The following is a 23,588-nucleotide window of genomic DNA, read 5'->3' as shown; positions in this document are numbered from 1 at the left end:
GTCGGCCCGACGGTCCGTCAACTTCCGCGCGGATTCCCGACGCGCGGAACGCTCGGCGGATACGCACGATCGGCCTATGCGTGCCTCACTCGCCTCCTCGATCGCCGTCACCTGCGCGGCGGCGCTCGCCCTGCCGGTCTCCCTTGCCGCACCTGTGGCGGCCGTGGCGCCGACGGCGCTGCCACCGGCGGTCTCCGCGCTGCCACCGGAGCCCGGGCAGCTGCCCGGCTCCACCCAGTCGCTGCCGCTCGTGCCCCTGGACGGTTCCGTACGCGGCTTCGGCGCCGGGGGCGACTCCGGCGACCAGGGCCTGGCCCGGCGCGACGTCAGACCCTTCTCCCTCGTCGGCGTCGTCTGGGACGATCCGGCGGCCGCGCTGCACGGCACCGTCCAGGTCCGCACCCGTTCCACCGGTGACGGGACCTGGTCGGAGTGGCAGGACGTGGAGACCCACAACGACGAGCACGGCGCCGACCCGGCGACCGCCGAGGGCACCGGCCGGGCGCTCAAGGGCGCGACCGCGCCGCTCTGGGTGGGCGACTCGGACGGCGTCGAGATCCGCGTACGAGGGGAGGAGCAGCTCCCGGAGGGCCTGAGCCTCGAACTGGTGGACCCGGGCACGGTTCCCGTCGGCGACGCCCCGGACGCCGCGGATGCCCCGGACGCCCCGGCGCCCCGGACCCGCACCGCGGCGGCCGCGGCGGTCCCGGAGGCCGCAACAGCCCCGGCGGCCCCGGCGGCCCCGGCGGCCCCCGCGGTCCCCGCCGGTCTGTCGGCGGCGGAGGCGGCGGCCAGCGCGGCCAACTCCCAGCTGGCGTCGTACGGCGCGGCCTGGATCCCGGCGCTGTCGAAGGTGGCGACGGAAGCGACGGTCCGCCTGCCGGAGACGACGACAGCGGTGAAGAAGGCCCCCGCGGTGAAGCCCTTCATCGGCCCGCGCCCGAAGATCATCACCCGCAAGGGCTGGGGAGCCGACGAGAGCATCCGCGAGAAGGGCTTCGTGTACACGAAGACCATCAAGGCGGCCTTCGTCCACCACAGCGCGACCGGCAACAACTACACCTGCCGCCAAGCCCCCTCCGTCCTGCGCAGTATCTACCGCTACCACGTCAAGAGCAGTGGATGGCGGGACTTCGGCTACAACTTCGCCGTCGACAAGTGCGGAAACATCTACGAAGGGCGTGCGGGGGGCGTGGCCAAGCCCGTCCTCGGGGCGCACACGCTCGGTTTCAACACCAACAGCATGGGCATCGCCGTCCTCGGCACGTTCAGCAAGAGCGCTCCGCCGGCTGCCGCCGTCACCGCCGTCGCCCGTCTGACGGCCTGGAAGCTCGGTCTGCACGGGGTGAACCCGAACAGCACGACGTATCTGACGTCAGGGGGCGGAAACCTGTACAAGAAGGGCACGAAGGTCAAGCTCCGTACGATCGCCGGACACCGTGACGGATTCGCCACGGAGTGCCCCGGCGCCCGCCTGTACGGCAAGCTCGCGACGGCCAGGACGACCTCGGCGAAGTACCAGGGAAGGCTCTGATGGGGTCAGCCGGGCAACCATCCGCCTAAACTGACCGGTCATATCGCACGAACGACCGAGGCAGGCGAGCGGACCGGCCCCGAACAGGAAGCAGAGACGACAAGGTGACAGAAGCGATCCTCCTGGTCGGTGGCAAGGGCACAAGGCTGCGACCCCTCACGGTCAACACGCCCAAGCCCATGGTCCCGGCGGCGGGCGTCCCCTTCCTGACGCATCAGCTGGCCCGCGCCCGCGCCGCCGGCGTCGAGCACATCGTGCTCGCCACCTCCTACCTCGCCGAGGTCTTCGAGCCGCACTTCGGTGACGGCTCCGACCTCGGTCTGAGCCTGGAGTACGTCACCGAGGAGGAGCCGCTCGGGACCGGCGGCGCGATCCGCAACGTGGCCTCCCGGCTGCACTCCGGCCCCGACGACCCGGTCCTGATCTTCAACGGGGACATCCTCACGGGCCTCGACATCCGGGCCCTCGTCGACACCCACGCCACCTCCGGCGCGGACGTCTCGCTCCACCTCACCCGGGTCGAGGACCCGCGCGCCTTCGGTCTGGTCCCCACGGACGAGACGGGCAGGGTCACCGCCTTCCTGGAGAAGCCGCAGACCCCCGAAGAGATCGTCACGGACCAGATCAACGCCGGCGCGTACGTCTTCCGCCGCTCGGTCATCGACACCATCCCCGCGGGCCGCCCGGTCTCGGTCGAGCGCGAGACCTTCCCGGAGCTGCTCTCCTCCGGCGCCCACCTCCAGGGCATGGTCGACTCCACGTACTGGCTGGACCTCGGCACCCCGCAGGCCTTCGTCCGCGGCTCCGCCGACCTGGTCCTCGGCCGCGCCCCGTCCCCGGCCGTCCCGGGCCGCTGCGGCGACCGCCTGGTCCTCCCGTCGGCCCGGGTCGCCCCGGACGCCAAGCTGACCGGCGGCACGGTCGTCGGCGCGGACGCGGTGGTCGGCGAGGGCGCCCGCATCACGGGCTCCACGATCCTGGCGGGCGCGGTGGTGGAACCCGGCGCGGTGATCACCGACTCCCTCGTCGGCGCGGGCGCCCGCATCGGAGCCCGCTCGGTCCTCACGGGCGCGGTCATAGGCGACGGCGCCCAGGTGGGCCCGGACAACGAACTCCGGGACGGCATCCGCATCTGGTGCGACACCACCCTCCCCGCGAACGCGGTCCGCTTCTCCTCGGACCAGTAACGCCGCAACTCTCCTCGGACCAGTAACGCCGCAACCCGGCTCGCGGCGCCCCGCCGCGAGCCGCCGCCCCCCGTTGTGGGCATGCGTTCCGCCCGGGCTGAGGCTGAGGGTCCCCCTCCGGGGGGAGGGTGGGCACAACGCCCCCAGGTCCCGCACGGCCCCCGGCTACGCTCGTAGCCATGGCCGGCCGCTACCCACCCCGCACCCCCACCACCCCCACCACCCGCACCACAGTGCGCGGCGGCCACGTCCCCGTACCGCTCACGGTCGACGCCCCCGTAGACCTGGGTCTCACCCTCGGCCCCCTCCGCCGGGGCCCGGCGGACCCCACCTTCCGGGTGACCCCCGACGGCTCGGTCTGGCGGGCGAGCCGCACGCCCGACGGCCCGGGCACGATCCGGGTGGCCGTCCGCGACGGCGCGGCGGAGGCCGAAGCCTGGGGCCCCGGCGCCCCCTGGCTCCTGACCCGCCTCCCCGCACTCCTCGGCGCCGAGGACGACCCCACCGCCTTCGTCCCCCGCCACAGGCTCCTCGCCGCCACCCACCGCCGCCGCCCCGGCCTCCGCCTCACCCGCACGGGCCTGGTCCTGGAGTCGCTGATCCCGTCGGTCCTGGAGCAGAAGGTCACGACGGACGAGGCCTACCGCGCCTGGCGGCTGCTCGTACGGAAGTACGGCGAGCCCGCCCCGGGCCCGGCCCCCGAGGGCATGTACGTCATGCCGGACGCCCGCGCGTGGACCCTGATCCCGTCCTGGGAGTGGCACCTCGCGGGCGTCGAGGACAAGCGCGCCGCCACGATCGTGCGGGCGGCGAGGGCGGCCCGCCGCATGGAGGAGGCCGCGGGCATGGCCCCCTCCGAGGCCCGCGCCCGCCTCGAACTGATCCCGGGCGTCGGCCCCTGGACCTCCGCGGAGACGGTCCAGCGCAGCAACGGCGCCCCCGACGAGGTCACCATGGGCGACCTCCACCTCCCGGGCATCGTCGGCTGGGCCCTCGCGGGCGACCGCGCGGCGGACGACGCGGCGATGCTCGACCTGCTCGCCCCGTACGCGGGCCAGCGCCACCGGGCGGCCCGCCTGATCCTCCTCAGCGGCCGCGTCCCGCCCCGCCGGGCGCCCCGTATGACGCCGGGCGACATCGCGCGCTTCTGAAAGAGGCTCAGCGCACCTCGACGAACTCCGTCGCGTGCCGCGCCGGACGCTCCTTCGGTGCCGCCGCCGCATGCCCGATCGCGACCGCGCCCATCGGGTCCCAGCCCTCCGGCAGCCCGAGGACCTCCCGTACGACGTCCCGGCAGAACATCGTCGACGACACCCACGCCGACCCCAGCCGCTCACCCGCGAGCGCCACCAGGAAGTTCTGCACGCCCGCGCCCGCCGCGACCACGAACATCTCGCGCTCGGCGGCGTCCCGGCGCGGATCGCCGTAGTGGTGGGCGCCGTCCATGACGAGGCAGGGCACGGCCAGATAGGGCGCGTTGCGCAGGACGTCCCCGCGGCGTACGCGCTTGGCGACGGACTCCTCGGACTTCCCGTCCCGCCGCAGGTCCGCGATCCACGCGTCCCGCATCGCGTCGAGCAGCCGCGTCCGCGACTCCTGCGACTCCAGGAGGACGAACCGCCAGGGCGTCGTGTGGTGCGGGGCCGGCGCCGTGACGGCCGCGGCGACCGCGCGCCGTACCGCCCCCGGATCGACCGGCTCCTCCGTGAACTCCCGTACGGTCCGCCGCAGCGTCACCGCCTCCCGTACGGCCTCCGACGTCCCGAGCCGGAACATGTCGTCGGCGGCGCCGCGCACGAGCGCCCGCGCCCCCGGCTCCTCGTCCCCGGCCACCACGTGCGGCAGGCCCCGGACGACGGCGACCGGAAGCCCGCTCGCCTTGCCCTTCACCAGGTCGCCGGCGGCGGCGAGTTCGTCGGCCGTGGCGACCACGGTCGCGCTCAGCGGATTGCCGTACGCGTCGGTCCCGCCGCGCAGGTCGTCGAGGACCCGCACCCCGGCCGCGCCGATCGCGACATCGGTGAGGCCACTGCGCCAGGGCCGCCCGAAGGTGTCCGTGACGACGACGCCCACGTCCACGCCGAGCGCCTCACGCAGCCCCGAACGGATGCGCCGCGCCGAGGCGTCGGGGTCCTCCGGCAGCAACAGCACCGTCCCGGAAGGGGTGTTGGAGGCATCGACCCCGGCGGCGGCCATGACGAGCCCCTGCCGGTTCTCGACGATCCGCAGCAGGCCGCGGCGCGCCACCACCCGTACCGTCTCGGCGTCTATCGCCTCCTCGCGGTCGTCGGCGGCGATCACCCGCCCCTCGGCCTTGCTCACGATCTTGGAGGTGACGAGGAGGACGTCCCCGTCGACGAGCTCGGGCGAGGGCGAGGCGGAGGCGATGAGCTTGGCCAGATCGTCCCCGGCCGCCACCTCGGGCAGCCCGGGCAGCGCCCAGACCCGGTACGAGGGGGGACCGGCGGTCACCCGCGTACCTCCTCGGCGAGCGCCAGCGCCTCACGCGCCATCGCGGCCGTGGCCTCCACGTCCGTCATCATCAGCGGCACCGCACGGCAGCGGATGCCCGCCGCCTCGACGTCCGCCACGGCGCCCGCGTCCACGGTGTCCACCAGCCAGCCGCCGACGAGCTCGGAGCCGTAGTGCAGGGCCACCGCGGTCGCCGTGGACTCCACGCCGACCGCCGCGAGCACCTTGTCGGCCATGCCCCGCACGGGCGCGTCGCCGACGATGGGGGAGAGGCCCACGACCGGCGTCCCGGCGGCCGCGGCCGCGACGATCGCCTCACGGATCCCGGGCACGGCCAGGATCGTCCCGACGCTCACCACGGGGTTGGACGGCGGGAAGAGGACGACGTCCGCCTCGGCGATCGCCTCCAGGACGCCCGGCGCGGGCTTCGCCGCCTCCGCGCCGACCGGTACGACGGCCTTCGCGTCCACGGAGGCGCGCAGCTTCACCCAGTACTCCTGGAAGTGCACGGCCCGCTGCTCGCCGTCGACGTCGATCGCCACATGCGTCTCGACGCGGTCGTCGGACATGGGGATCAGCCGCACGCCCGGCTTCCAGCGGGCGCAGAGCGCCTCGGTGACGGCGCTCAGCGGGTAGCCGGCGCCGAGCATCTGCGTACGGACGATGTGGGTCGCGAAGTCCCGGTCGCCGAGGCCGAACCACTCGGGTCCGACGCCGTACGCCGCGAGCTCCTCCTTGACGGTGAAGGACTCGTCGAGGCGGCCCCAGCCCTGTTCCTCGTTGATGCCACCGCCGAGGGTGTACATCACCGTGTCCAGGTCGGGGCAGACCTTCAGCCCGAAGAGATGGATGTCGTCACCGGTGTTGCCGACGACCGTGATCTCCGCGTCCGGCGCGGCCTGCTTGAGGCCGCGAAGGAAACGGGCACCACCGATGCCACCGGCCAGAACCACAATGCGCATACGCAGCAGTCTGTCAGGCGAGGACGACACCCGTGGAGGCCGGGGCGCACTGACCCTGGACCGACTCGTGCATCGGCATCTCGGTGAGGCCGGGGAAGTAGACGTGCAGGCTGACGGCCGGTTCGAGGGAGTCGTTGACGACCTCGTGGACGTACCCCGGCGCGAACACGCGCTGCGCGCCGCCGTCGAGCGTCCGCGCGCCCCGTTCCGTACGTTCCGTCAGTTCGCCCTGCAGGACGGTCAGGACGCCGGAGGAGAGCCCGTGGTCGTGGAGCCCGCTGCCCTGACCGGGCACCCAGGAGAGCAGCCACACCTCGTAGCCGGGGCCGGTGCGCAGCCGGTGGTACCAGCGGGTGGTGGCGTCGTACTCGACGTACGGGGCCCACTGGGCGCGGTCGTCGGCGATGGCGCGCGCGAGTCCGGCGAACTCGGCCACGGTGACGGGGTGGGCGCGCTCGGGCTGGAGGAGGTGCGGGACCTCGAGGATGTCGCCGGCGATCTGAAGGTCGCTGTCCATGTTCATGGGTGGGGAGGTTCCTCAGCAGAAACAGAAGCGGTGGGGGTCACGGAACAAGGTGACGCGAGTGACGCAGGGTGACGCTGGGGGGAAGAAGCTGGAGCTCTACGGCATCAACAGCTGGAACAACAACAGCAACAGCGCGCCTGGACAGCGCGGCGGAACCCACGGGCGTGGGTCGCGGCGGTCGCTGCGGTCGCTGGCATGCCACCAAAGGTGGCGGGAAGGGCACCCGACTGTCAACCCAATGCCCGATTTGGCGGTAATGTTTCACCTCATCCGGTTACAGTGCCCGGAGAAAGGTTTGTTCAGGCGCGGACCAGGAGAGATGCCGCTTCAACCGTGCCCGTAAACATGGCGGCACCTATGCGGCGGACCCTAGGCCCGTTCGTCACTCTCCGTGATCGCAGTGTGATCCGGATCGCTTCCATGGCTGGATCGCAACAAGATCCAAGTCTCGGACGTCCTTCCTTGTGGAGGGTCTGCACGGTGCGGCCGGGGTGGTGGCATGTGTCACGTTTTTTGGTGATTTGAACACTTTCCGCATAGGCTTGGTTCCGCAGAGTGAATACGGGGCCCAATAGCAGATCCCGGCTTGACTCGCACAGAGCACGAACTTGTAATTTCACTCGTGTCGTTCGGCCGGGTTCGGTAACGGCAACATCACGGGGACGCACAGAACAGACGAGGGGCGCACATGACCGAGTTGTTCCAGGAACTGCTGGTCGAGGACGCGGACGAGGAACTCGGCTGGCAGGAGCGCGCGCTGTGCGCCCAGACCGATCCCGAGTCCTTCTTCCCCGAGAAGGGCGGCTCGACCCGCGAGGCCAAGAAGGTCTGCCTCGCCTGCGAGGTCCGCTCCGAGTGCCTCGAATACGCACTGCAGAACGACGAGCGGTTCGGCATCTGGGGCGGTCTCTCCGAGCGCGAGCGACGCCGCCTGAAGAAGGCAGCGGTCTGAGCCGCACTCCGCAGCGCCGAGGCCCCCGGCCACCGGCCCGCGACCCTTCGGCCCCGCGGCCTCCGGGCCCCCCGCGCGAGCGCGCACACCAGGACATGACGAACGGTCCGCCCCCTGTGCTCTGTCCACAGGCGGCGGACCGTTCTGCGTGTTCTGTCCACAGGGCGCTGTCCACAGGGCTCCGTCCACAGGGGCGAACCGCCCGCGCGCAGCCGTTAGTGTGGGCCTCCGTCCGAGACGCACCCCACGCCCCCCGCGGGCGACCCCGGCCGGAGGGCCCGTAGCTCGATGTCCTCAACTCCTGAGTTTCCGCGACACGTCGTCACCGCCGTGCTCGTCACCCACGACGGTGCCCGCTGGCTGCCGGACGCCCTCGCCGGGCTGCTCGCCCAGGAGCGCCCCGTGCAGAACGTGGTCGCCGCCGACACCGGCAGCGCCGACGACTCCGCGCGGCTCGTCGCCGAGGCCGTCGGCGCCGACCGCGTCCTGCACCTCGCGCGCCGTACCGGCTTCGGCACCGCCGTCGAGGAGGCCGCCCGCACGGCGCCCGTCCTGGGACCCGAGGACCTCCCGTACCTGAAGCGCCCCAGCGGCTGGGACCCCGTCAGCCGGACCTGGAACGACGACGCCTACGACCTCCCCGAGCTCCCGCACGGCGAACCCGTCCAGTGGCTCTGGCTCCTCCACGACGACTGCGCCCCCGAGCCCGGCGCCCTCGCCGAACTCCTCCGCGTCGCCGACTCCGACGCGTACGCCGCAGTCGTCGGCCCCAAGCTGCGCGGCTGGTACGACCGGAAGCAGCTCCTCGAAGTCGGCGTCTCCATCGCCCACAGCGGCCGCCGCTGGACCGGACTCGACCGGCGCGAGCAGGACCAGGGCCAGCACGACCAGGTCCGCTCCGTCCTCTCCGTCTCCACCGCCGGCATGCTCGTCCGGCGCGACGTCTTCGAGGAGCTCGGCGGCTTCGACCGCCGCCTGCCCCTCATGCGCGACGACGTCGACCTGTGCTGGCGCGCGCACGCCGCGGGCCACCGCGTCCTCGTCGCCCCCGACGCCGTCCTCCGGCACGCCGAGGCGTCGGCCCGCGAGCGCCGCACCGTCGACTGCGCCGGCCGGACGGCCGCCAGCCCGCACCGCGTCGACAAGGCCGGCGCCGTCTACACGCTCCTCGCCAACACCCGCGGCGCCGCCCTCCCGTACGTCCTCGTACGGCTCGTCCTCAGCACCCTGATCCGCACCCTCGCCTCCCTCGTGGGCAAGGTCCCCGGCCAGGCCGTCGACGAGGTCACGGGTCTCCTCGCCACCCTCCTGCGGCCGGAGAAGATCCTCGCCGCCCGCAAGCGGCGCAAGAACCCCGCCGTCGCCGCGGGCGAGCTCCGCCCGCTCTTCCCGCCGCCCGGCGCCACCGTCCGCGCCGCCGTCGAACAGCTCACCGCCAACGTCGGCGGCTCCGAGGCCGACTCCGGCGGCTCCCGCCACGGCGTCGTCGAGTCGGGACCCGGCGGCGACGACGGCGACTACCTGGAGATCGAGCAGTTCGCCCGGCTCAAGAAGATCGCCCGCAAGCCCGGACCGGTCCTCTTCGGCCTCCTGCTCCTCATCGCCCTCGTCGCCTGCCGCAACCTCTTCGCCGGCGGCTCGCTGGCCGGCGGCGCCCTGCTGCCCGCCCCCGACACCGTCTCCGGCCTCTGGTCGCGGTACGCCGACGCCTGGCACGCCATCGGCACCGGCGGCACCCAGACCGCCCCGCCCTACCTCGCCGTCCTGGCCGCGCTCTCCGCTCTCTTCCTCGGCTCCACCTCCACCGCGCTGACCCTGCTGCTCGTCTGCTCGGTCCCGCTGGCCGGCTTCACCGCCTACTTCGCCGCCCGCTCGATCGTCGAGTCCCGGCTCCTGCGCGCGTGGGGCGCCATCGCGTACGCCTTCCTGCCCGCCGCCACCGGGGCCCTCGCCACCGGCCGCCTCGGCACCGCCGTCCTCGCGATCCTGCTCCCGCTGATCGCCCGCGCCGCCGTCTCCGCCCACGGCTTCAACCGGCCCGACCGGGGCAGCTGGCGCGCCACCTGGGCCTACGCCTTCCTGCTCACCTTCGCGATGGCGTTCACCCCGATCGTGTGGCCGCTCGCCGTCCTCCTCGGCCTCGGCGGCATCGGCTACTTCGTAGTACGCCGCTCCGACATCACCGCGTACGGGCTCCGCTTCCTCGCCGCCGTCGGCACCCCGGTCCTCGTCCTCGCGCCCTGGTCGCTCTCCCTGCTCACCGACCCCGCCGCGTTCCTGCGCGAGGCCGGCCTCGACATCCGTACGGGCACGGCGACCCCGCTCGACCTGCTCGGGACGAGCCCCGGCGGCCCCGGCACCACCGGCGGCCTCCTCCTGATCGGTCTCGTCCTCGCGGCCCTCGCCGGGCTGCTGCGCGAGGAGCGCCTGCTCGCCGTCCGGGCCGCCTGGGCCGCCGCCCTCGCCGGCCTCCTCGCCGCCGTCGCCTCCAACGGCGCGGGCGGCACCGGCTGGGCCGGCCCCGCCACCCTCGTCTACGGCGCCGCCCTCATCGCCGCCGGCATGATCGGCGCCGAGGGCGGCCGCACCCGCGTCGCCGCCCACGGCTTCGGCTGGCGCCAGCCCGTCGCCGCGCTCATCGCCCTCGCCTGCGCCATCGGCCCCGCCGTCGCAGCGATCGGCTGGATGATCGGCGGCGCCGACGGCCCGCTGACCCGGCGCGACCCCGTCCAGGTCCCGGCCTTCGTCGCCGAGGAGAGCGGCACCCGCGACCAGGCCCGCACCCTCGTCCTCGGCGGCGGCTCGCCCGGCGAGGTCGCCTACACCCTGGTCCGCGGCTCAGGCGCCCGCCTCGGCGACGCCGAACTCTCCGCGGCCGCCGATACCGACCCCCGCCTCGACGACGTCGTCGCCCACCTCGTCGCCGGCTCCGGCGCCGACCAGACCCAGGAGCTCAGCGGCTACGCGATCCGCTACGTCCTCGTACGGGACGGGGCACCGCGCCAGATGAGCCGCGTCCTCGACGCGACCCCCGGCCTCAGCCGCCTCAGCCAGCTCGACGGCAGCGCGCTCTGGCGCGTGGACCGCGAGATCGCCCGGATCATGATCGTCCCGCCGGCCGCCACGACCGGGGACGCGGCGAAGGCAGCCGACCAGGCCGAGGCGGAGGGGGCCGCGAAGCCGGTCGCCGTCGCCGCCGGCCCCGTCGAGGCGCACACCGAGATCCCGGCCGGCCCCACGGGCCGCGTCCTGCGGGTCGCCGACCGCGCCGACGAGAACTGGACCGCCACCCTCGACGGCAAGGAACTGACGAGGACCACCGTCGACGGCTGGGCCCAGGGCTTCGAACTCCCCGCCCAGGGCGGCCGCCTCGACCTCACGTACGACCAGCCGCTCAGCCACACCGCGTGGACCTGGGCCCAGGTCGGCGCCGTCGTCGTCCTGCTCGTCCTCGCCCTGCCGGGCCGCCGCCGAGAGATCGACGACGACCTGCCCGAGGAGGAGCTCGCCATCCCCGCCCAGGCGACCGACGGAGACGGCCGCCGCGCGCGCCGCCTCCGCGCCGCCGCGGAGGCGGAGGCGGAGACCGCCGAGGCCGACACCCCGGAGCCGGAGCAGACACCGCATCCGATCCCGATCCCGGAACAGCAGGCGTACGAGCCCCAGGAATGGGACGGCGGGTACGACCCGGCCTACGCCCAGGCCGTCCAGGCCGACCAGGACCAGGCCCAGGACCGGACACAGGCCCAGCCCTACGCGGACCAGGGCTACTACCAGGAGTACGCGGCGGACCCGTACCAGCAGCAGCCGTACACGTACCCCCAGCAGGGTTACGAGCAGCAGCCGCAGCAGCAGTCGTACGCGGACCAGGGCTACGCCCAGCAGTACGACCAGCAGCAGTACGACCCACAGCAGCAGCAGTACGAGCAGCAGCAGTACGACCCGAACGGCTACGGCTACGAGTACCCCCAGGGTCACGAGACCGAGCAGCGTCCCGACGGGAGCAGCAACCAGTGAAGCGCACGACCCTCTCCCTGATCACGGTCGTCACGGCCCTCGGCGCCGTCACCGGCTTCGCCGCCCTCACGGCCCCGGACGGCACCGCCGCCCCCACGGCCAAGGCCTCCACCCGCCTCCCGGTGGAGCGCGCCGGCCTGCTCTGCCCGGCACCGAGCACGTCCGAGGTGGCCGAGACCCTCTACACCTCGTACACCCCGACAGGCACGACCGCCGCCACCGGCACGACGGGCGCGGGGACGGCCGCCACCGGTACCGCCGCCGCCCAGGCCGAGAAGCCGACGGCCCGGCTGAGGCCGGCGGCGAGCGGGGCGACCCGCGGCGGCTCCTCCGGCGGCGGCAAGAAGGCCAAGCCGCCCCAGGCCCCCGCCACCGTCACCGCCCCCGGCAAGCCCGTCACCGCCGAGGCGAACGGCGGCTCCGCGCCCGCCCTCACCGGCTCGGCCACCGGCACCCTGGCCCCCGGCTGGACCGTCCAGCAGACCACCGTCGTCCCGGCCGGCGGCGCGCGCGGCCTCCTCGGCCTCACCTGCGGCGCCCCCGACACCGACTTCTGGTTCCCGGCGGCCTCCACCGCCAAGGAGCGCCAGGACTACGTCCACCTCACCAACCCGGACGACACCGCCGCCGTCGCCGACATCGAGCTGTACGGCCCCGAGGGCCCCCTCAAGTCCCAGTTCACCGAGGGCATCCCCGTCCCGCCCCGCTCCACGGTCCCGGTCCTCCTCTCCACCCTCACCGGCGAGACCGCCCAGCGGGACGTCACCGTCCACGTCACCACCCGCAGCGGGCGCGTCGGCGCGGCGATCGGCGCCGCCGACGACAAGCTCGGCAGCGACTGGCTCGCGGCCGCCGCCGACCCGGCGAGCAGCGCCGTACTCCCCGGCATCCCCGGCGACGCCACCTCCGTCCGGCTCGTGGCCTTCGTCCCCGGCGACGACGACGCCGACCTGAAGGTCCAGCTGGCCACCACGACCGGCACGATCGTCCCGGCCGGCGCGGGCACCCTCCACGTGAAGTCCGGGATGACGGCCTCCGTCGACCTGCCGCAGCTCACCCGGGGCCAGGTGGGCTCCCTGCTGCTCACCCCGAGCGACCCGAAGAAGCCGGCCCCGTTCGTGGCCGCCCTCCAGGTCGTCCGCGGCAAGGGCGAGAACACCGAGATCGCCTTCATCCCGGCGACCTCGGCGATCTCCGCCCGCGCGACGGTCGCCGACAACCGCGCCAAGGTCTCCGTGCTCGCCCTCACCGCGCCGGGCGCCGCCGCCCAGGTCAAGGTCACGGCCTCGGCGGGCTCCGGCGGCGGGACGCCGGTGTCGAGGACGGTGACCGTGAAGGCGGGGACGACCGCGACCCTCACCGACCTGGTACCCCAAGGCCTCAAGGGCACCTACGCGCTGACGGTGGAACCGGTCTCGGGCGGCAAGGTGTACGCGGCGCGCACGCTGGCCGTACCGGACGACGGCATCCCGATGTTCACGGTCCAGACGCTCGTCGACGACCGGGGCACGGTCGAGGTCCCCTCCGCGCGCCAGGACCTCAAGGTGCTCGACGACTGAGCCCGCGGGGCCGCCCGTACGAGTGGAAGACCACCCCGTACGGGTTACCGCGAGGCCCTGCGGGACGGACCCGGGTCAGTCCTGCCCGTACCGGGGATCGACCGACTCGGGGGAGAGCCCGAGGAGCTCCGCGACCTGCTCCACGACCACCTCGTGGACGAGGAGCGCGCGCTCGTCGCGGGTCTTGGAACGGATCTCGACCGGCCGCCGGTAGACGACGACCCGGGCGGGCTCGCCCTTCTCCGCGGGCACGGAACCACCGAGCGGCACCGTCTCGCCCGGCACGGGCGGCGGCACCTCCATGACCAGGAACTCGATGTCGGCCAGCTGCGGCCAGTGCCGCTCCAGGCGCTCCACCGAGTCGAGGACCAGATCGCGGAAGGTGTCGCCCCGGCTCGTGGAGAGCGGCACCTGCGGCGGGGCGACCGGCCCGCGCATCCCGCGGCCGTGACGGTCGCGGCGGCGGACCCGAGGCTCCGCCGGGGGCTCCGTGGAGGGCTGCGAGATGTTCGGCGGCACAGGACTGTCCATCACTGACGCAGCGTAACCCTCATCGGTGATTCCGCACCGTGGCGGATCCTCGCCACCCCCACCGGTGCCCCCACCCCATGTGTCGAAACCTGAGCGTTCCAGCCGACGGCGCGCCCGGTTCGACGACGTGTCACGATCGGCCATCCGGCCGTGGTTGACCGGATGTGTATCCCCGACTGTCCGAATCGCCCCCCGCCCCCGTCGCCCCATGTCCCCTCCCGCCCAGGTCAGCGCCGCCACCGGACGCCGGGGGGTGGCGGAGGTCACAGCGCGACACGGGGGAGTGACCTGAGGGAGAGTCGTCGCGGCCCGGTCAAGAGTGCGGTACCGTCCAACGTCGTGAGCCCTGTACGTCGCTGTTCGCGCACCGCGTGCGGCCGCCCTGCCGTCGCGACACTGACGTACGTCTATGCCGACTCGACTGCGGTCCTCGGCCCGCTCGCCACTTATGCCGAGCCCCACTGTTACGACCTGTGCGCCCAGCACAGTGAACGCCTCACCGCGCCGCGCGGCTGGGAGGTCGTGCGGCTCACCGACGGTTCCGCACCGGCCCGCCCCAGCGGCGACGACCTCGAAGCGCTGGCCAACGCGGTACGGGAGGCGGCCCGCCCCCAGGAACGCGCTGCCGGCGGCAAGGGCGGCGGAGGCCGCGGCGGCGACCCCATGGAGGTCGGGCGCCGCGGGCACCTCAGGGTGCTCCGTTCCCCCGACAACTGACGCGAAAGCGGCCACCGTCCGCGTAGCCCCCACCCGCTCCGGGTAGTTTTGGCGTTCCTACACGCGCCGCACACGCGTGCCGAAACTCAGGAGGGTGATCCGTGACTGCCGATCTGTCGCAGATCGTGAAGGCGTACGACGTCCGCGGAGTGGTACCGGACCAGTGGGACGAGGAGCTCGCCGAGCTCTTCGGCGCCGCCTTCGTACGGGTGACGGACGCGGACGCGATCGTCGTGGGCCACGACATGCGGCCCTCGTCGCCCGGCCTCTCGGCCGCCTTCGCGCGTGGCGCCGCCCGCCTCGGGGCCGACGTCACCCTCATCGGGCTCTGCTCCACGGACCAGCTGTACTTCGCCTCGGGCAGCTTCGGCCTGCCGGGCGCGATGTTCACCGCGTCCCACAACCCGGCCCAGTACAACGGCATCAAGATGTGCCGCGCGGGCGCCGCCCCGGTCGGCCAGGACACCGGTCTCGCGGACATCCGCACGCTCGTCGAGCAGTGGTCGGAACAGGGCGCCCCCGAAGCGGCGGCCACCCCCGGCACCGTCACCGAGCGCGAGACCCTCGACGACTACGCGGCCCACCTCAAGGGCCTGGTCGACCTCTCGGGCATCCGCTCGCTGAAGGTCGTCGTGGACGCGGGCAACGGCATGGGCGGCCACACGGTCCCCACGGTCTTCGACGGCCTGCCGCTCGACACCGTCCCCATGTACTTCGAGCTCGACGGCACGTTCCCGAACCACGAGGCCAACCCGCTCGACCCGAAGAACATCGTCGACCTCCAGGCCCGGGTCCTCGCCGAGGGCGCCGACCTCGGCCTCGCCTTCGACGGCGACGCCGACCGCTGCTTCGTCGTCGACGAGCGCGGCGAGCCGGTCTCCCCCTCCGCGATCACGGCCCTCGTCGCCGCCCGCGAACTGGCGAAGAACCCCGGCGGAACGATCATCCACAACCTGATCACCTCCTGGTCCGTGCCGGAGGTCGTCCGCGAGAACGGCGGCGCCCCCGTCCGTACCCGCGTCGGCCACTCCTTCATCAAGGAGGAGATGGCCAAGACCGGCGCCATCTTCGGCGGCGAGCACTCGGCGCACTACTACTTCAAGGACTTCTGGAACGCGGACACGGGCATGCTCGCCGCGCTCCACGTCCTGGCGGCCCTCGGCGGCCAGGAGGGACCCCTCTCCGGCCTCGTCTCCGCCTACGACCGCTACGCCTCCTCGGGCGAGATCAACTCCACGGTCGCCGACCAGACGGCCAGCACGGCGAAGGTCAGGGCGGTGTACGCCGACCAGGACGACACCACCCTCGACACCCTGGACGGCCTCACCGTCACCAGCACCGACTGGTGGTTCAACCTCCGCGCCTCGAACACCGAGCCGCTGCTCCGCCTCAACGTCGAGGCCCGCGACGAGGCCACCATGGCCAAGATCCGCGACGAGGTCCTCGACCTGGTCCGCGCGACCGGCTGACACCACCCCGCCGGGGGTACGGAAGGACCGGCCGCCGAGCCGCGTCCTCCGTCCCCCGGCGGTAGGCTGACCTGGCCCGAAGGGCAGCACCACCACCGTTTGTTCGAAGGGACACCCCATGCCGCTCGAAGCCGGCCTCCTGGAGATCCTGGCCTGCCCCGCGTGCCACGCTCCGCTGAACGACCGCACGGCGGACGAGACCCCCGAACTGGTCTGCACGGGCACCGACTGCGGCCTCGCCTACCCCGTCCGCGACGGCATCCCGGTCCTCCTCACCGACGAGGCCCGCCGCCCGGCCTGACCCCCGGTGCCCCCCAACCCGAGCCCCCACCCGCCGCTGGACCCGAACGCCACGCCGCCCCGTACCGCACACCACGGCACGGCACCGGCGGAGGCGCACCACGGACCGGCCGCGGGTGTGAGCGACGGCGTGGCGCCCACGGGCGCGAGCCACGGCACGGTCCTGCCGGCCGCGAACCACACGACGGCGCTGCCCGCCACGACCCCCGTCGGCAGGCCGCTCACCGCGGCCCGCCTCGCCGTGCCGCCGACCGCAGGTCACCTCGCGGAGTCGCGCGCCGGGGTTCACCGTGCGGCGGTCGCCGCCCCCGGCAGAGGCAGCCGTCCCACGGCGCCGCCCGCCAGGAACCGCTGCGCGGCGCCGCCCCGCGCGGATCTCCCCACGACGCCGCCGCCGAGCGCGGCCCACCTCGCGGTGCCGGCTGTCGTACGTCACGCTCCGACCCGCTCCGAGGCCCCGAGCGGCGGCCTGGCGCACAGCGCGGTGACGCCTGGCGTCGCGAGGCACCCCATCGCGTCGGCTGGACGCCCGCTGGACGCCCCCGACCTCACACCCCCGACCCCCTCCGCCCACGGCAGGGGGCCGACCCGTTCGTCACACGGACGATCCGCAGCCGACGAGCGCCCCGACGGAGGCACGCCCGCAACGACCCGCGCCGTTCCTCCCCGGGAGGGCCCGCCGTCAACGGCGTGCAGCACCCACCGGAGCACCCGCACATCCCTCTCCCCACCCGAGCGGTTGGTGCGGGCGGGAACGGAAAACGCCCTGCCGCAGGCAGAGCGCACCCCCCGCCGCACCACCCCGCACCCTCCGACCACCCCACCCCGCACCCACCCGGGAGGCACCGCCACATGCTCGACGAGACCCTCCTCGACGCACCGGACGCCCTCGCCCTGGCCGACCGCCGCGGCCTCCTCCGCGGCGCCGCCGAAGCCGGCGCCCGGGTACGGACCGCCGCACGCCACGCCAGCGAGGCCGGCATCGCGGACCTCCACCCGGAGGGCCGCCCCCGCGCCGTCCTCGTCGCCGGCCCCGGCACCGCCGCGGTCGGCGTCGCGGACCTGATCGGCGCCCTCGCAGGCGCCGCCGCCCCCGTCGTACGGCTCCAGGCGACCGGCGTCGCCCCCGCCGCGGGCGCCCTGCGCTGGGCCCTGCCCGGCTGGGCCGGCTCGGTGGACCTGCTCCTGCTGCCCACCACCGACGGCTCGGAACCCGGCCTCGCGCTCCTCGCCGAGCAGGCGTACCGCCGCGGCATCACGGTCGTGGCCGTCGCCCCCAAGGCCTCCCCGCTCGCCGAGGCGGTGGGCGGCTCGCACGGACTGTTCGTCCCGCTGGCCACCGCCCCGAACGAGTCGCCCGACGAGTACGCGGAGAGCCTCGCGGCGAGCCCCGGCGAACTGTGGGCCCTGTTCACCCCGCTCCTTGCCCTCCTCGACCGGGTCGGCCTGATCGACGCGCCGCCGGAGGCCCTGGAGAAGGTCGCCGACCGCCTCGACCGGACGGCGGAGCGCTGCGGCCCGGCCATCGCCACGTACAGCAACCCGGCGAAGACGCTCGCCGCCGAACTCGCCGACTCGCTCCCGCTGATCTGGACCGAGGGCAACGCGGCGGGCGCGGCGGGGCGCCGCTTCGCCACGGTCCTGGCGGAACTCGCCGGCCTGCCGGCCCTCGCCGCGGAACTCCCGGAGGCACTGCCCGCGCACGGAGTGCTGCTCGCCGGCGATTTCGCGGCCGGGGCCGACCCGGACGACTTCTTCCGGGACCGGGTGGAGGAGCAGCAGGCGCTGCGCGCCAGGGTGGTCCTGTTGCGCGACCGCCCGGCCGGAGGCCTGACGGCTGCTCCGGCCGCCCGCGAACTGGCGCTCAGCCACGAGACGGCGATCAGCGAACTGGAACCGGAGGAGGGCGGCGACCTGGAGACCCTGGCGGAACTGCTCGCCGTGACCGACTTCGCCGCGGTCTACCTGGCCCTGGCGACCCCAGGCCACCCGGACCACAGCCACTGACGCACAGCACCCCCACCTCACTCCCGCCCCACCCATTCCCCCACCTCGTCACCACGGCGACACCCACCCCGTCACCACCCCGAAACCCACCCGTCACCCACCCCCTGTCACCTATCCCCTGTCACCCGACCCCCTCACCATCCGTCACCACCCCGAGGAGCTGGCAGGCATCATGGACCGCCTCGTCAACACCGTCCGCCCCTACGCCTGGGGATCCACGACGGCCATCCCGGAGCTCCTCGGCACCGCCCCGACCGGTGAGCCCCAGGCCGAGCTGTGGATGGGCGCCCACCCCGGCGCCCCCTCCCGCACCGACCGCGGCCCGCTCAACGAGCTCATCGCCGCCGACCCCGTACGCGAACTGGGGGAGCGGGCCGTCACCACCTTCGGCCCCCGCCTCCCCTTCCTCTTCAAGGTGCTCGCCGCCGGCGCCCCGCTCTCCCTCCAGGTCCACCCCGACCTGGCCCAGGCCCGCGCGGGCTTCGCCGCGGAGGAAGCGGCGGGCATCCCCATCGACGCCCCGCAGCGCACCTACAAGGACGCGAACCACAAGCCCGAACTGATCTGCGCCCTCACGCCCTTCGAGGGACTGTGCGGCTTCCGCGTGCCCGCCGAGTCCGCCGACCTCATCGCCGCGCTGGGCGTCGACTCCCTCAAGCCGTACGTGGACCTGCTCCACGCCCACCCCGAAGAGGCCGCTCTCCGCGAGGTCCTGACGGCCCTGCTCACCGCCGATCCCACGGAGATGGCCCACACCGTCGCCGAGGCCGCGGCCGCCGCCGACCGCCTCGGCGGTGCCCACGCCCCGTTCGCGAGCCTCGCCCACCACTACCCGAGCGACCCCGGCGTCATCGCCGCCATGCTCCTCAACCACGTCGTCCTCCAGCCGGGGGAGGCGCTCTACCTGGGGGCCGGCGTCCCGCACGCCTACGTCGACGGCATGGGCGTCGAGATCATGGCCAACTCCGACAACGTGCTGCGCTGCGGCCTCACCCCCAAGCACGTCGACGTCCCCGAACTCCTGCGCGTCGTCCGCTTCGAACCGAACGACGCCGGCGTCCTGCGTCCCGAGGCGTCCCCGTCGGGGGAGGAGGTCTACGACACCCCGATCGACGAGTTCCGCCTCTCCCGCTTCGTACGGGCGGAGGGCGCCGCCCCGACCGACGTCACCACCCCCGCCCCGCAGATCCTGCTCGCCGTCTCGGGCCGCCCGAAGGCGGGCGAGATCACCCTCGCCCCCGGTGAGTCCGTCTTCGTCCCGGCGGGCGAGAGCACCGAACTCTCCGGTACGGGTACGGTCTTTCGCGCGACCGTCGTGGCCTGATGCGACAATGACCGGCCGAACCGCGGCAGCAGAGCCGGAGCACCGACGAAGGGACCACGTACACCCATGAGCGCGTCAGGCGGAACCAAGGCGATCGTGGCGGCACTCGCCGCCAACCTCGCGATCGCCGTAGCCAAGTTCGTGGCGTTCCTCTTCAGTGGGTCGTCCTCGATGCTCGCGGAGAGCGTCCACTCGCTCGCCGACTCCGGCAACCAGGGGCTGCTGCTCCTCGGCGGCAAGAAGGCCCAGCGCGAGGCGACCCCGCAGCACCCCTTCGGCTACGGCCGCGAGCGCTACATCTACGCCTTCCTCGTCTCCATCGTGCTCTTCTCCGTCGGTGGCATGTTCGCCATCTACGAGGGCTACGAGAAGATCAAGGACCCGCACCCCATCGAGGCCTGGTACTGGCCGGTCGGCGTCCTCGTCTTCGCGATCATCGCCGAGTCCTTCTCCTTCCGTACCGCCATCAAGGAGTCGAACGAGGTCCGCGGCGGTCTCTCCTGGAAGGAGTTCGTCCGCCGGTCGAAGGCCCCCGAGCTCCCCGTCGTCCTCCTGGAGGACCTCGGCGCGCTCGTCGGTCTGGTGCTGGCCCTCGCCGGCGTCGGCCTCGCCCTCGGCACCGGCGACGGCGTCTGGGACGGCATCGGCACCCTCTGCATCGGCATCCTGCTCATCGTGATCGCGATCGTGCTCGCCGCCGAGACCAAGTCGCTCCTCCTCGGCGAGTCCGCCGGCGTGGACGAGGTCAGGAAGATCGAGGCGGCCGTCGTCGACGGAGACACCGTCACGCGCCTCATCCACATGCGTACGCTGCACCTCGGCCCCGAGGAGCTGCTCGTCGCCGCCAAGGTCGCCGTCCGGCACGACGACACGGCGACCGAGGTGGCGAACGCCATCAACGCCGCCGAGGAGCGCATCCGCGCCGCCGTCCCGATCGCCCGGGTGATCTACCTGGAGCCGGACGTCTACAGCGAGACCGCAGCGGCGACCGGCGAGAACCCGGCCAAGACGCCGGGCGGTTCGGCTCACTGAGCCCACCCCGGCGAGGCCACCGAGCCCCACCACCGTCACCACCACGAGGCCCCCGCGACCCCCCGGTCCCGGGGGCCTTCGCGCACCAGCCAGAACCGGCCACCACGGACCGGCGCAGGCCGGGAAGTGGCCGGGAACCGTCCTGAACCCTCCCGTACGACCCTGAACGACCCCGAACCACCCCCCATGCGGACTGTGGCCCGCCGCACCCTCCGGTGTAGATTCGAGATCAGCCAGACGTCGCTGCTGATGGCGGTCGGGCGGTCCGGAAGGACCGGCCGAGGGAGAGAGGGCCTCCGACGACGGCACCGTGGAACACCCGGGCATTCGTGTGCCCAGGGCCCTGCCGTGGTGCCAGGCGCCTCAACCGACCCTCGCACCCCGAACACATGAGGAGCAGCACAGTCATGACGACTGCCGCCCATCAGGACTTCAAGGTCGCCGACCTCTCCCTGGCCGTCTTCGGCCGCAAGGAGATCACCCTCGCCGAGCACGAGATGCCCGGCCTGATGTCGATCCGCCGCGAGTACGCCGAGCAGCAGCCCCTGGCCGGCGCCCGCGTCACCGGCTCCCTGCACATGACCGTGCAGACCGCCGTCCTCATCGAGACGCTGGTCGCGCTCGGTGCCGAGGTCCGCTGGGCCTCCTGCAACATCTTCTCCACCCAGGACCACGCCGCCGCGGCCATCGCCGTCGGCCCGACCGGCACCCCGGAGAACCCCCAGGGCGTCCCGGTCTTCGCCTGGAAGGGCGAGACCCTGGAGGAGTACTGGTGGTGCACGGAGCAGGCCCTCACCTGGCCGAACACGCCCACCGGCGGCCCGAACATGATCCTGGACGACGGCGGTGACGCCACCCTCCTCGTCCACAAGGGCGTCGAGTTCGAGAAGGCCGGCTCCGCCCCGGACCCTGCCACCGCGGACAGCGAGGAGTACGGCTACATCCTCCGTCTCCTCAACCGCACCCTCACCGAGAACCCGCAGAAGTGGACCCAGCTGGCGTCCGAGATCCGCGGCGTGACCGAGGAGACCACGACGGGCGTCCACCGCCTGTACGAGATGCACCAGGCCGGCGCGCTCCTCTTCCCCGCGATCAACGTGAACGACGCGGTGACGAAGTCGAAGTTCGACAACAAGTACGGCTGCCGCCACTCCCTCATCGACGGCATCAACCGCGCCACCGACGTCCTCATCGGCGGCAAGACCGCCGTCGTCTGCGGCTACGGCGACGTCGGCAAGGGCTCGGCGGAGTCGCTGCGCGGCCAGGGCGCCCGCGTGATCATCACCGAGATCGACCCGATCTGCGCGCTCCAGGCGGCCATGGACGGCTACCAGGTGGCCACCCTTGAGGACGTCGTCGAGACCGCCGACATCTTCATCACCACGACCGGCAACAAGGACATCATCATGGCCGCCGACATGGCCAAGATGAAGCACCAGGCGATCGTCGGCAACATCGGCCACTTCGACAACGAGATCGACATGGCCGGCCTCGCCAAGACCCCGGGTGTCGTCAAGGACGAGGTCAAGCCGCAGGTCCACACCTGGACCTACCCCGATGGCAAGGTCCTGATCGTCCTCTCCGAGGGCCGCCTGCTGAACCTCGGCAACGCGACCGGCCACCCCTCCTTCGTCATGTCGAACTCCTTCGCGGACCAGACCCTGGCCCAGATCGAGCTCTTCACGAAGCCGGAGGAGTACCCGACCGACGTCTACACGCTGCCGAAGCACCTGGACGAGAAGGTCGCCCGTCTCCACCTCGACGCCCTCGGCGTCAAGCTGACGACCCTCCGCCCCGAGCAGGCCGCCTACATCGGCGTCCCGGTCGAGGGCCCGTTCAAGCCGGACCACTACCGCTACTGATGCCCCGGACGGCGGCGCCCGCGCACTGACGCGCAACCGCAACCGCCCCGGACACCCGTAGAGGAATCAGGCAGGCCCCCGCACCCCCGTGCCGGGGGCCTGCCCCGTCTCGTACCACCGCTCCTGGAAGCGCCCCCTCCCGAGGACTGACCCATGCCCCGCGGCCGATATTCGCTCCATGACCCGCACGACCACACCCCCCTCGGTGAAGAGCACTTCCACTGCGCCCCCGGCCCCTCCGGCTGGCGCTACGTCTCCCAGACCGTCACGCCCTCCGGCGACCACCAGGGCTCCGTCGACCTGGCCGTCGACGAACTCGGCCGCCCCATCCGCCTCGAACTCCACGCCGCGAGCTGGCAGGTCCGCGGCGCGGCCATCGACGGCGTGACCTGGGTCCGCACCGACCCCACCGGAACCCACGCCACCGAAGGCAATGTGCGCGCCCACGCCTTCACCGGCACGTCCCCGGCGTTCCTCGTCGCGATCACGCGACTCCTGCGGCTCACCCCCGATTCCCCCGAGACCCGTCTCAGGCTCGTCGCCTTCACGGATCCGGTGCTCGCCCCCCTCACGGTCGACCAGTCCTGGGCCCTGCTGAAGAGTGAAGCGCACGCCACTGACAACGGACCCCTGACGGTCGACGAGTACCAGGTCAGCACCCTGGACACAGGCGAACGGCACACCGTCCACATCGCCGGCGACGTGGTCCTGTCCGCCCCCGGCATCGAACTCGAAGACCTCGAAACCCCGCCCTCGGTCTTCCCCTGACCGTCAGCCGGGCGGAGCGAACCCGGTCCCCCGTCCCCGGCTCTCCTCCGCGACCACAGCCGGCACCACAGTCGGCACGACATGCGGCACAACCGGAGCGACACCTCCGGCCGACACCTCGGCCCCGGCCCCCGCCGCCGACTCCACCGACGAGAAGGCCCGCCGCGCATCCCGAGCCTGCCGCTCCGCGACCACCCCCGCCAGATACGCGTCGGCAGGCACTCCCGGCGGCGGAGGCGTCCCGGTCCGCGCCACCAGCTCGTCGGCCAGCCGCTCCGCGAGCCGCCGACCCACGAACGGGTCCAGCTCACGCGCCCGCGTCAAGTACTGACGTATCTCCAGCCACAGCCGCTCCGGCACGGCCGACAG

The 23,588-nt window shown here is 73.4% G+C and carries 19 protein-coding genes (1 of these 19 cut by a window edge); 14 read left to right on the top strand and 5 right to left on the bottom strand.

The annotated features are described in order from the left end of the window. Positions 1-76 precede the first annotated feature (76 nt). The 3 genes from OG580_RS13705 (at position 77) to OG580_RS13695 (ending at position 3,872) form a co-directional block, all read left to right on the top strand. Complete coding sequence (locus tag OG580_RS13705; protein ID WP_267043943.1) at positions 77-1,534, top strand: peptidoglycan recognition protein; 1,458 nt, start codon at positions 77-79, stop codon at positions 1,532-1,534. A 104-nt stretch (positions 1,535-1,638) separates the two neighbouring features. After that, on the top strand, positions 1,639-2,721 hold the full coding sequence (locus OG580_RS13700; RefSeq protein ID WP_267043942.1) for an NDP-sugar synthase: 1,083 nt from the start codon (positions 1,639-1,641) through the stop codon (positions 2,719-2,721). Between the two features lie 179 nt (positions 2,722-2,900). Continuing rightward, a complete protein-coding gene (locus tag OG580_RS13695) occupies positions 2,901-3,872 on the top strand; it encodes a DNA-3-methyladenine glycosylase (RefSeq protein ID WP_267043941.1) in 972 nt (323 codons plus the stop codon). 7 nt (positions 3,873-3,879) lie between these two features. Here the strand turns inward: OG580_RS13695 and OG580_RS13690 are convergent, their stop codons facing one another. The 3 genes from OG580_RS13690 to OG580_RS13680 are packed head-to-tail and all read right to left on the bottom strand — an operon-like array spanning position 3,880 to position 6,678. Beyond that, positions 3,880-5,193, bottom strand: coding sequence for a coenzyme F420-0:L-glutamate ligase (locus OG580_RS13690; RefSeq protein WP_267043940.1), 1,314 nt, complete (start codon positions 5,191-5,193; stop codon positions 3,880-3,882). Continuing rightward, positions 5,190-6,155 (bottom strand): 2-phospho-L-lactate transferase, encoded by a 966-nt coding sequence (gene cofD / locus OG580_RS13685; RefSeq protein WP_267043939.1) that lies wholly within the window; start codon positions 6,153-6,155, stop codon positions 5,190-5,192. Before cofD ends, OG580_RS13690 begins: the two co-directional genes overlap by 4 nt. A 13-nt stretch (positions 6,156-6,168) precedes the next feature. Next, complete coding sequence (locus OG580_RS13680; RefSeq protein WP_267043938.1) at positions 6,169-6,678, bottom strand: cysteine dioxygenase family protein; 510 nt, start codon at positions 6,676-6,678, stop codon at positions 6,169-6,171. A gap of 691 nt (positions 6,679-7,369) precedes the next feature. Here OG580_RS13680 and OG580_RS13675 point away from each other — a divergent pair. The 3 genes from OG580_RS13675 to OG580_RS13665 all read left to right on the top strand — a co-directional run bounded on the left by OG580_RS13675 (position 7,370) and on the right by OG580_RS13665 (position 13,209). Further along, positions 7,370-7,633 (top strand): WhiB family transcriptional regulator, encoded by a 264-nt coding sequence (locus OG580_RS13675; RefSeq protein WP_015033978.1) that lies wholly within the window; start codon positions 7,370-7,372, stop codon positions 7,631-7,633. Positions 7,634-7,921: 288 nt separating this feature from the next. Then, positions 7,922-11,650 (top strand): glycosyltransferase family 2 protein, encoded by a 3,729-nt coding sequence (locus OG580_RS13670; protein WP_267043937.1) that lies wholly within the window; start codon positions 7,922-7,924, stop codon positions 11,648-11,650. Next, entirely contained in the window at positions 11,647-13,209 is a 1,563-nt protein-coding gene (locus OG580_RS13665; protein ID WP_267043936.1) for a DUF5719 family protein, read from the top strand. The genes OG580_RS13670 and OG580_RS13665 overlap by 4 nt, the downstream gene beginning before the upstream one ends. Positions 13,210-13,284: 75 nt before the next feature. On the opposite strand, the gene OG580_RS13660 is transcribed toward OG580_RS13665, so the two are convergent. Next, a complete protein-coding gene (locus tag OG580_RS13660; protein ID WP_267047995.1) occupies positions 13,285-13,740 on the bottom strand; it encodes a metallopeptidase family protein in 456 nt (151 codons plus the stop codon). Between the two features lie 288 nt (positions 13,741-14,028). Here OG580_RS13660 and OG580_RS13655 point away from each other — a divergent pair, with 288 nt between their 5' ends. The 8 genes from OG580_RS13655 to OG580_RS13620 all read left to right on the top strand — a co-directional run bounded on the left by OG580_RS13655 (position 14,029) and on the right by OG580_RS13620 (position 23,219). Beyond that, a complete protein-coding gene (locus tag OG580_RS13655; protein WP_267047994.1) occupies positions 14,029-14,457 on the top strand; it encodes a DUF3499 domain-containing protein in 429 nt (142 codons plus the stop codon). Positions 14,458-14,558: 101 nt separating this feature from the next. Beyond that, entirely contained in the window at positions 14,559-15,926 is a 1,368-nt protein-coding gene (locus tag OG580_RS13650) for a phosphomannomutase/phosphoglucomutase (protein WP_267043935.1), read from the top strand. 118 nt (positions 15,927-16,044) lie between these two features. Then, the gene (locus tag OG580_RS13645; RefSeq protein ID WP_030221689.1) at positions 16,045-16,227 is read left to right on the top strand and encodes a Trm112 family protein; all 183 of its coding nucleotides are present in this window, start codon (positions 16,045-16,047) and stop codon (positions 16,225-16,227) included. Between the two features lie 851 nt (positions 16,228-17,078). Further along, positions 17,079-18,233: an SIS domain-containing protein gene (locus OG580_RS13640; protein WP_267043934.1), complete on the top strand. Its 1,155-nt coding sequence runs from the start codon at positions 17,079-17,081 to the stop codon at positions 18,231-18,233. Between the two features lie 172 nt (positions 18,234-18,405). Next, a complete protein-coding gene (gene manA / locus OG580_RS13635; protein WP_267043933.1) occupies positions 18,406-19,557 on the top strand; it encodes a mannose-6-phosphate isomerase, class I in 1,152 nt (383 codons plus the stop codon). Between the two features lie 66 nt (positions 19,558-19,623). Further along, complete coding sequence (locus OG580_RS13630) at positions 19,624-20,589, top strand: cation diffusion facilitator family transporter (RefSeq protein ID WP_267043932.1); 966 nt, start codon at positions 19,624-19,626, stop codon at positions 20,587-20,589. Positions 20,590-20,996: 407 nt separating this feature from the next. Beyond that, positions 20,997-22,451 (top strand): adenosylhomocysteinase, encoded by a 1,455-nt coding sequence (gene ahcY, locus OG580_RS13625; protein ID WP_267043931.1) that lies wholly within the window; start codon positions 20,997-20,999, stop codon positions 22,449-22,451. Between the two features lie 153 nt (positions 22,452-22,604). Next, a complete protein-coding gene (locus OG580_RS13620; protein WP_267043930.1) occupies positions 22,605-23,219 on the top strand; it encodes a hypothetical protein in 615 nt (204 codons plus the stop codon). A gap of 3 nt (positions 23,220-23,222) precedes the next feature. Here OG580_RS13620 and OG580_RS13615 read toward each other — a convergent pair whose 3' ends face one another. Continuing rightward, positions 23,223-23,588, bottom strand: partial view of an RDD family protein gene (locus OG580_RS13615; RefSeq protein WP_267043929.1) — the end only. Its footprint extends 525 nt past the window's final position; the window shows 366 of its 891 coding nt (coding positions 526-891); its start codon lies off the right edge, out of view — the gene reads right to left on this strand; the stop codon is at positions 23,223-23,225.

The organism is Streptomyces sp. NBC_00094 (assembly GCF_026343125.1).
In the GTDB taxonomy this organism is placed as follows: Bacteria; Actinomycetota; Actinomycetes; order Streptomycetales; family Streptomycetaceae; genus Streptomyces.
The sequence above is the reverse complement of the archived record's forward strand: the minus strand, read 5'-3'. Positions and strand labels throughout refer to the sequence as shown.

What these genes read in the sequence shown, in the direction of transcription:
- OG580_RS13620 (WP_267043930.1), top strand. Translation starts at nt 22,605, where the DNA reads ATGCCCCGCGGCCGATATTCGCTCCATGACCCGCACGACCACACCCCC.
- OG580_RS13640 (WP_267043934.1), top strand. Translation starts at nt 17,079, where the DNA reads ATGCTCGACGAGACCCTCCTCGACGCACCGGACGCCCTCGCCCTGGCC.
- cofD (WP_267043939.1), bottom strand. Translation starts at nt 6,155, where the DNA reads ATGCGCATTGTGGTTCTGGCCGGTGGCATCGGTGGTGCCCGTTTCCTT.
- OG580_RS13680 (WP_267043938.1), bottom strand. Translation starts at nt 6,678, where the DNA reads ATGAACATGGACAGCGACCTTCAGATCGCCGGCGACATCCTCGAGGTC.
- OG580_RS13660 (WP_267047995.1), bottom strand. Translation starts at nt 13,740, where the DNA reads ATGGACAGTCCTGTGCCGCCGAACATCTCGCAGCCCTCCACGGAGCCC.
- OG580_RS13630 (WP_267043932.1), top strand. Translation starts at nt 19,624, where the DNA reads ATGAGCGCGTCAGGCGGAACCAAGGCGATCGTGGCGGCACTCGCCGCC.
- OG580_RS13645 (WP_030221689.1), top strand. Translation starts at nt 16,045, where the DNA reads ATGCCGCTCGAAGCCGGCCTCCTGGAGATCCTGGCCTGCCCCGCGTGC.
- OG580_RS13705 (WP_267043943.1), top strand. Translation starts at nt 77, where the DNA reads ATGCGTGCCTCACTCGCCTCCTCGATCGCCGTCACCTGCGCGGCGGCG.
- manA (WP_267043933.1), top strand. Translation starts at nt 18,406, where the DNA reads ATGGACCGCCTCGTCAACACCGTCCGCCCCTACGCCTGGGGATCCACG.
- ahcY (WP_267043931.1), top strand. Translation starts at nt 20,997, where the DNA reads ATGACGACTGCCGCCCATCAGGACTTCAAGGTCGCCGACCTCTCCCTG.
- OG580_RS13675 (WP_015033978.1), top strand. Translation starts at nt 7,370, where the DNA reads ATGACCGAGTTGTTCCAGGAACTGCTGGTCGAGGACGCGGACGAGGAA.
- OG580_RS13670 (WP_267043937.1), top strand. Translation starts at nt 7,922, where the DNA reads ATGTCCTCAACTCCTGAGTTTCCGCGACACGTCGTCACCGCCGTGCTC.
- OG580_RS13695 (WP_267043941.1), top strand. Translation starts at nt 2,901, where the DNA reads ATGGCCGGCCGCTACCCACCCCGCACCCCCACCACCCCCACCACCCGC.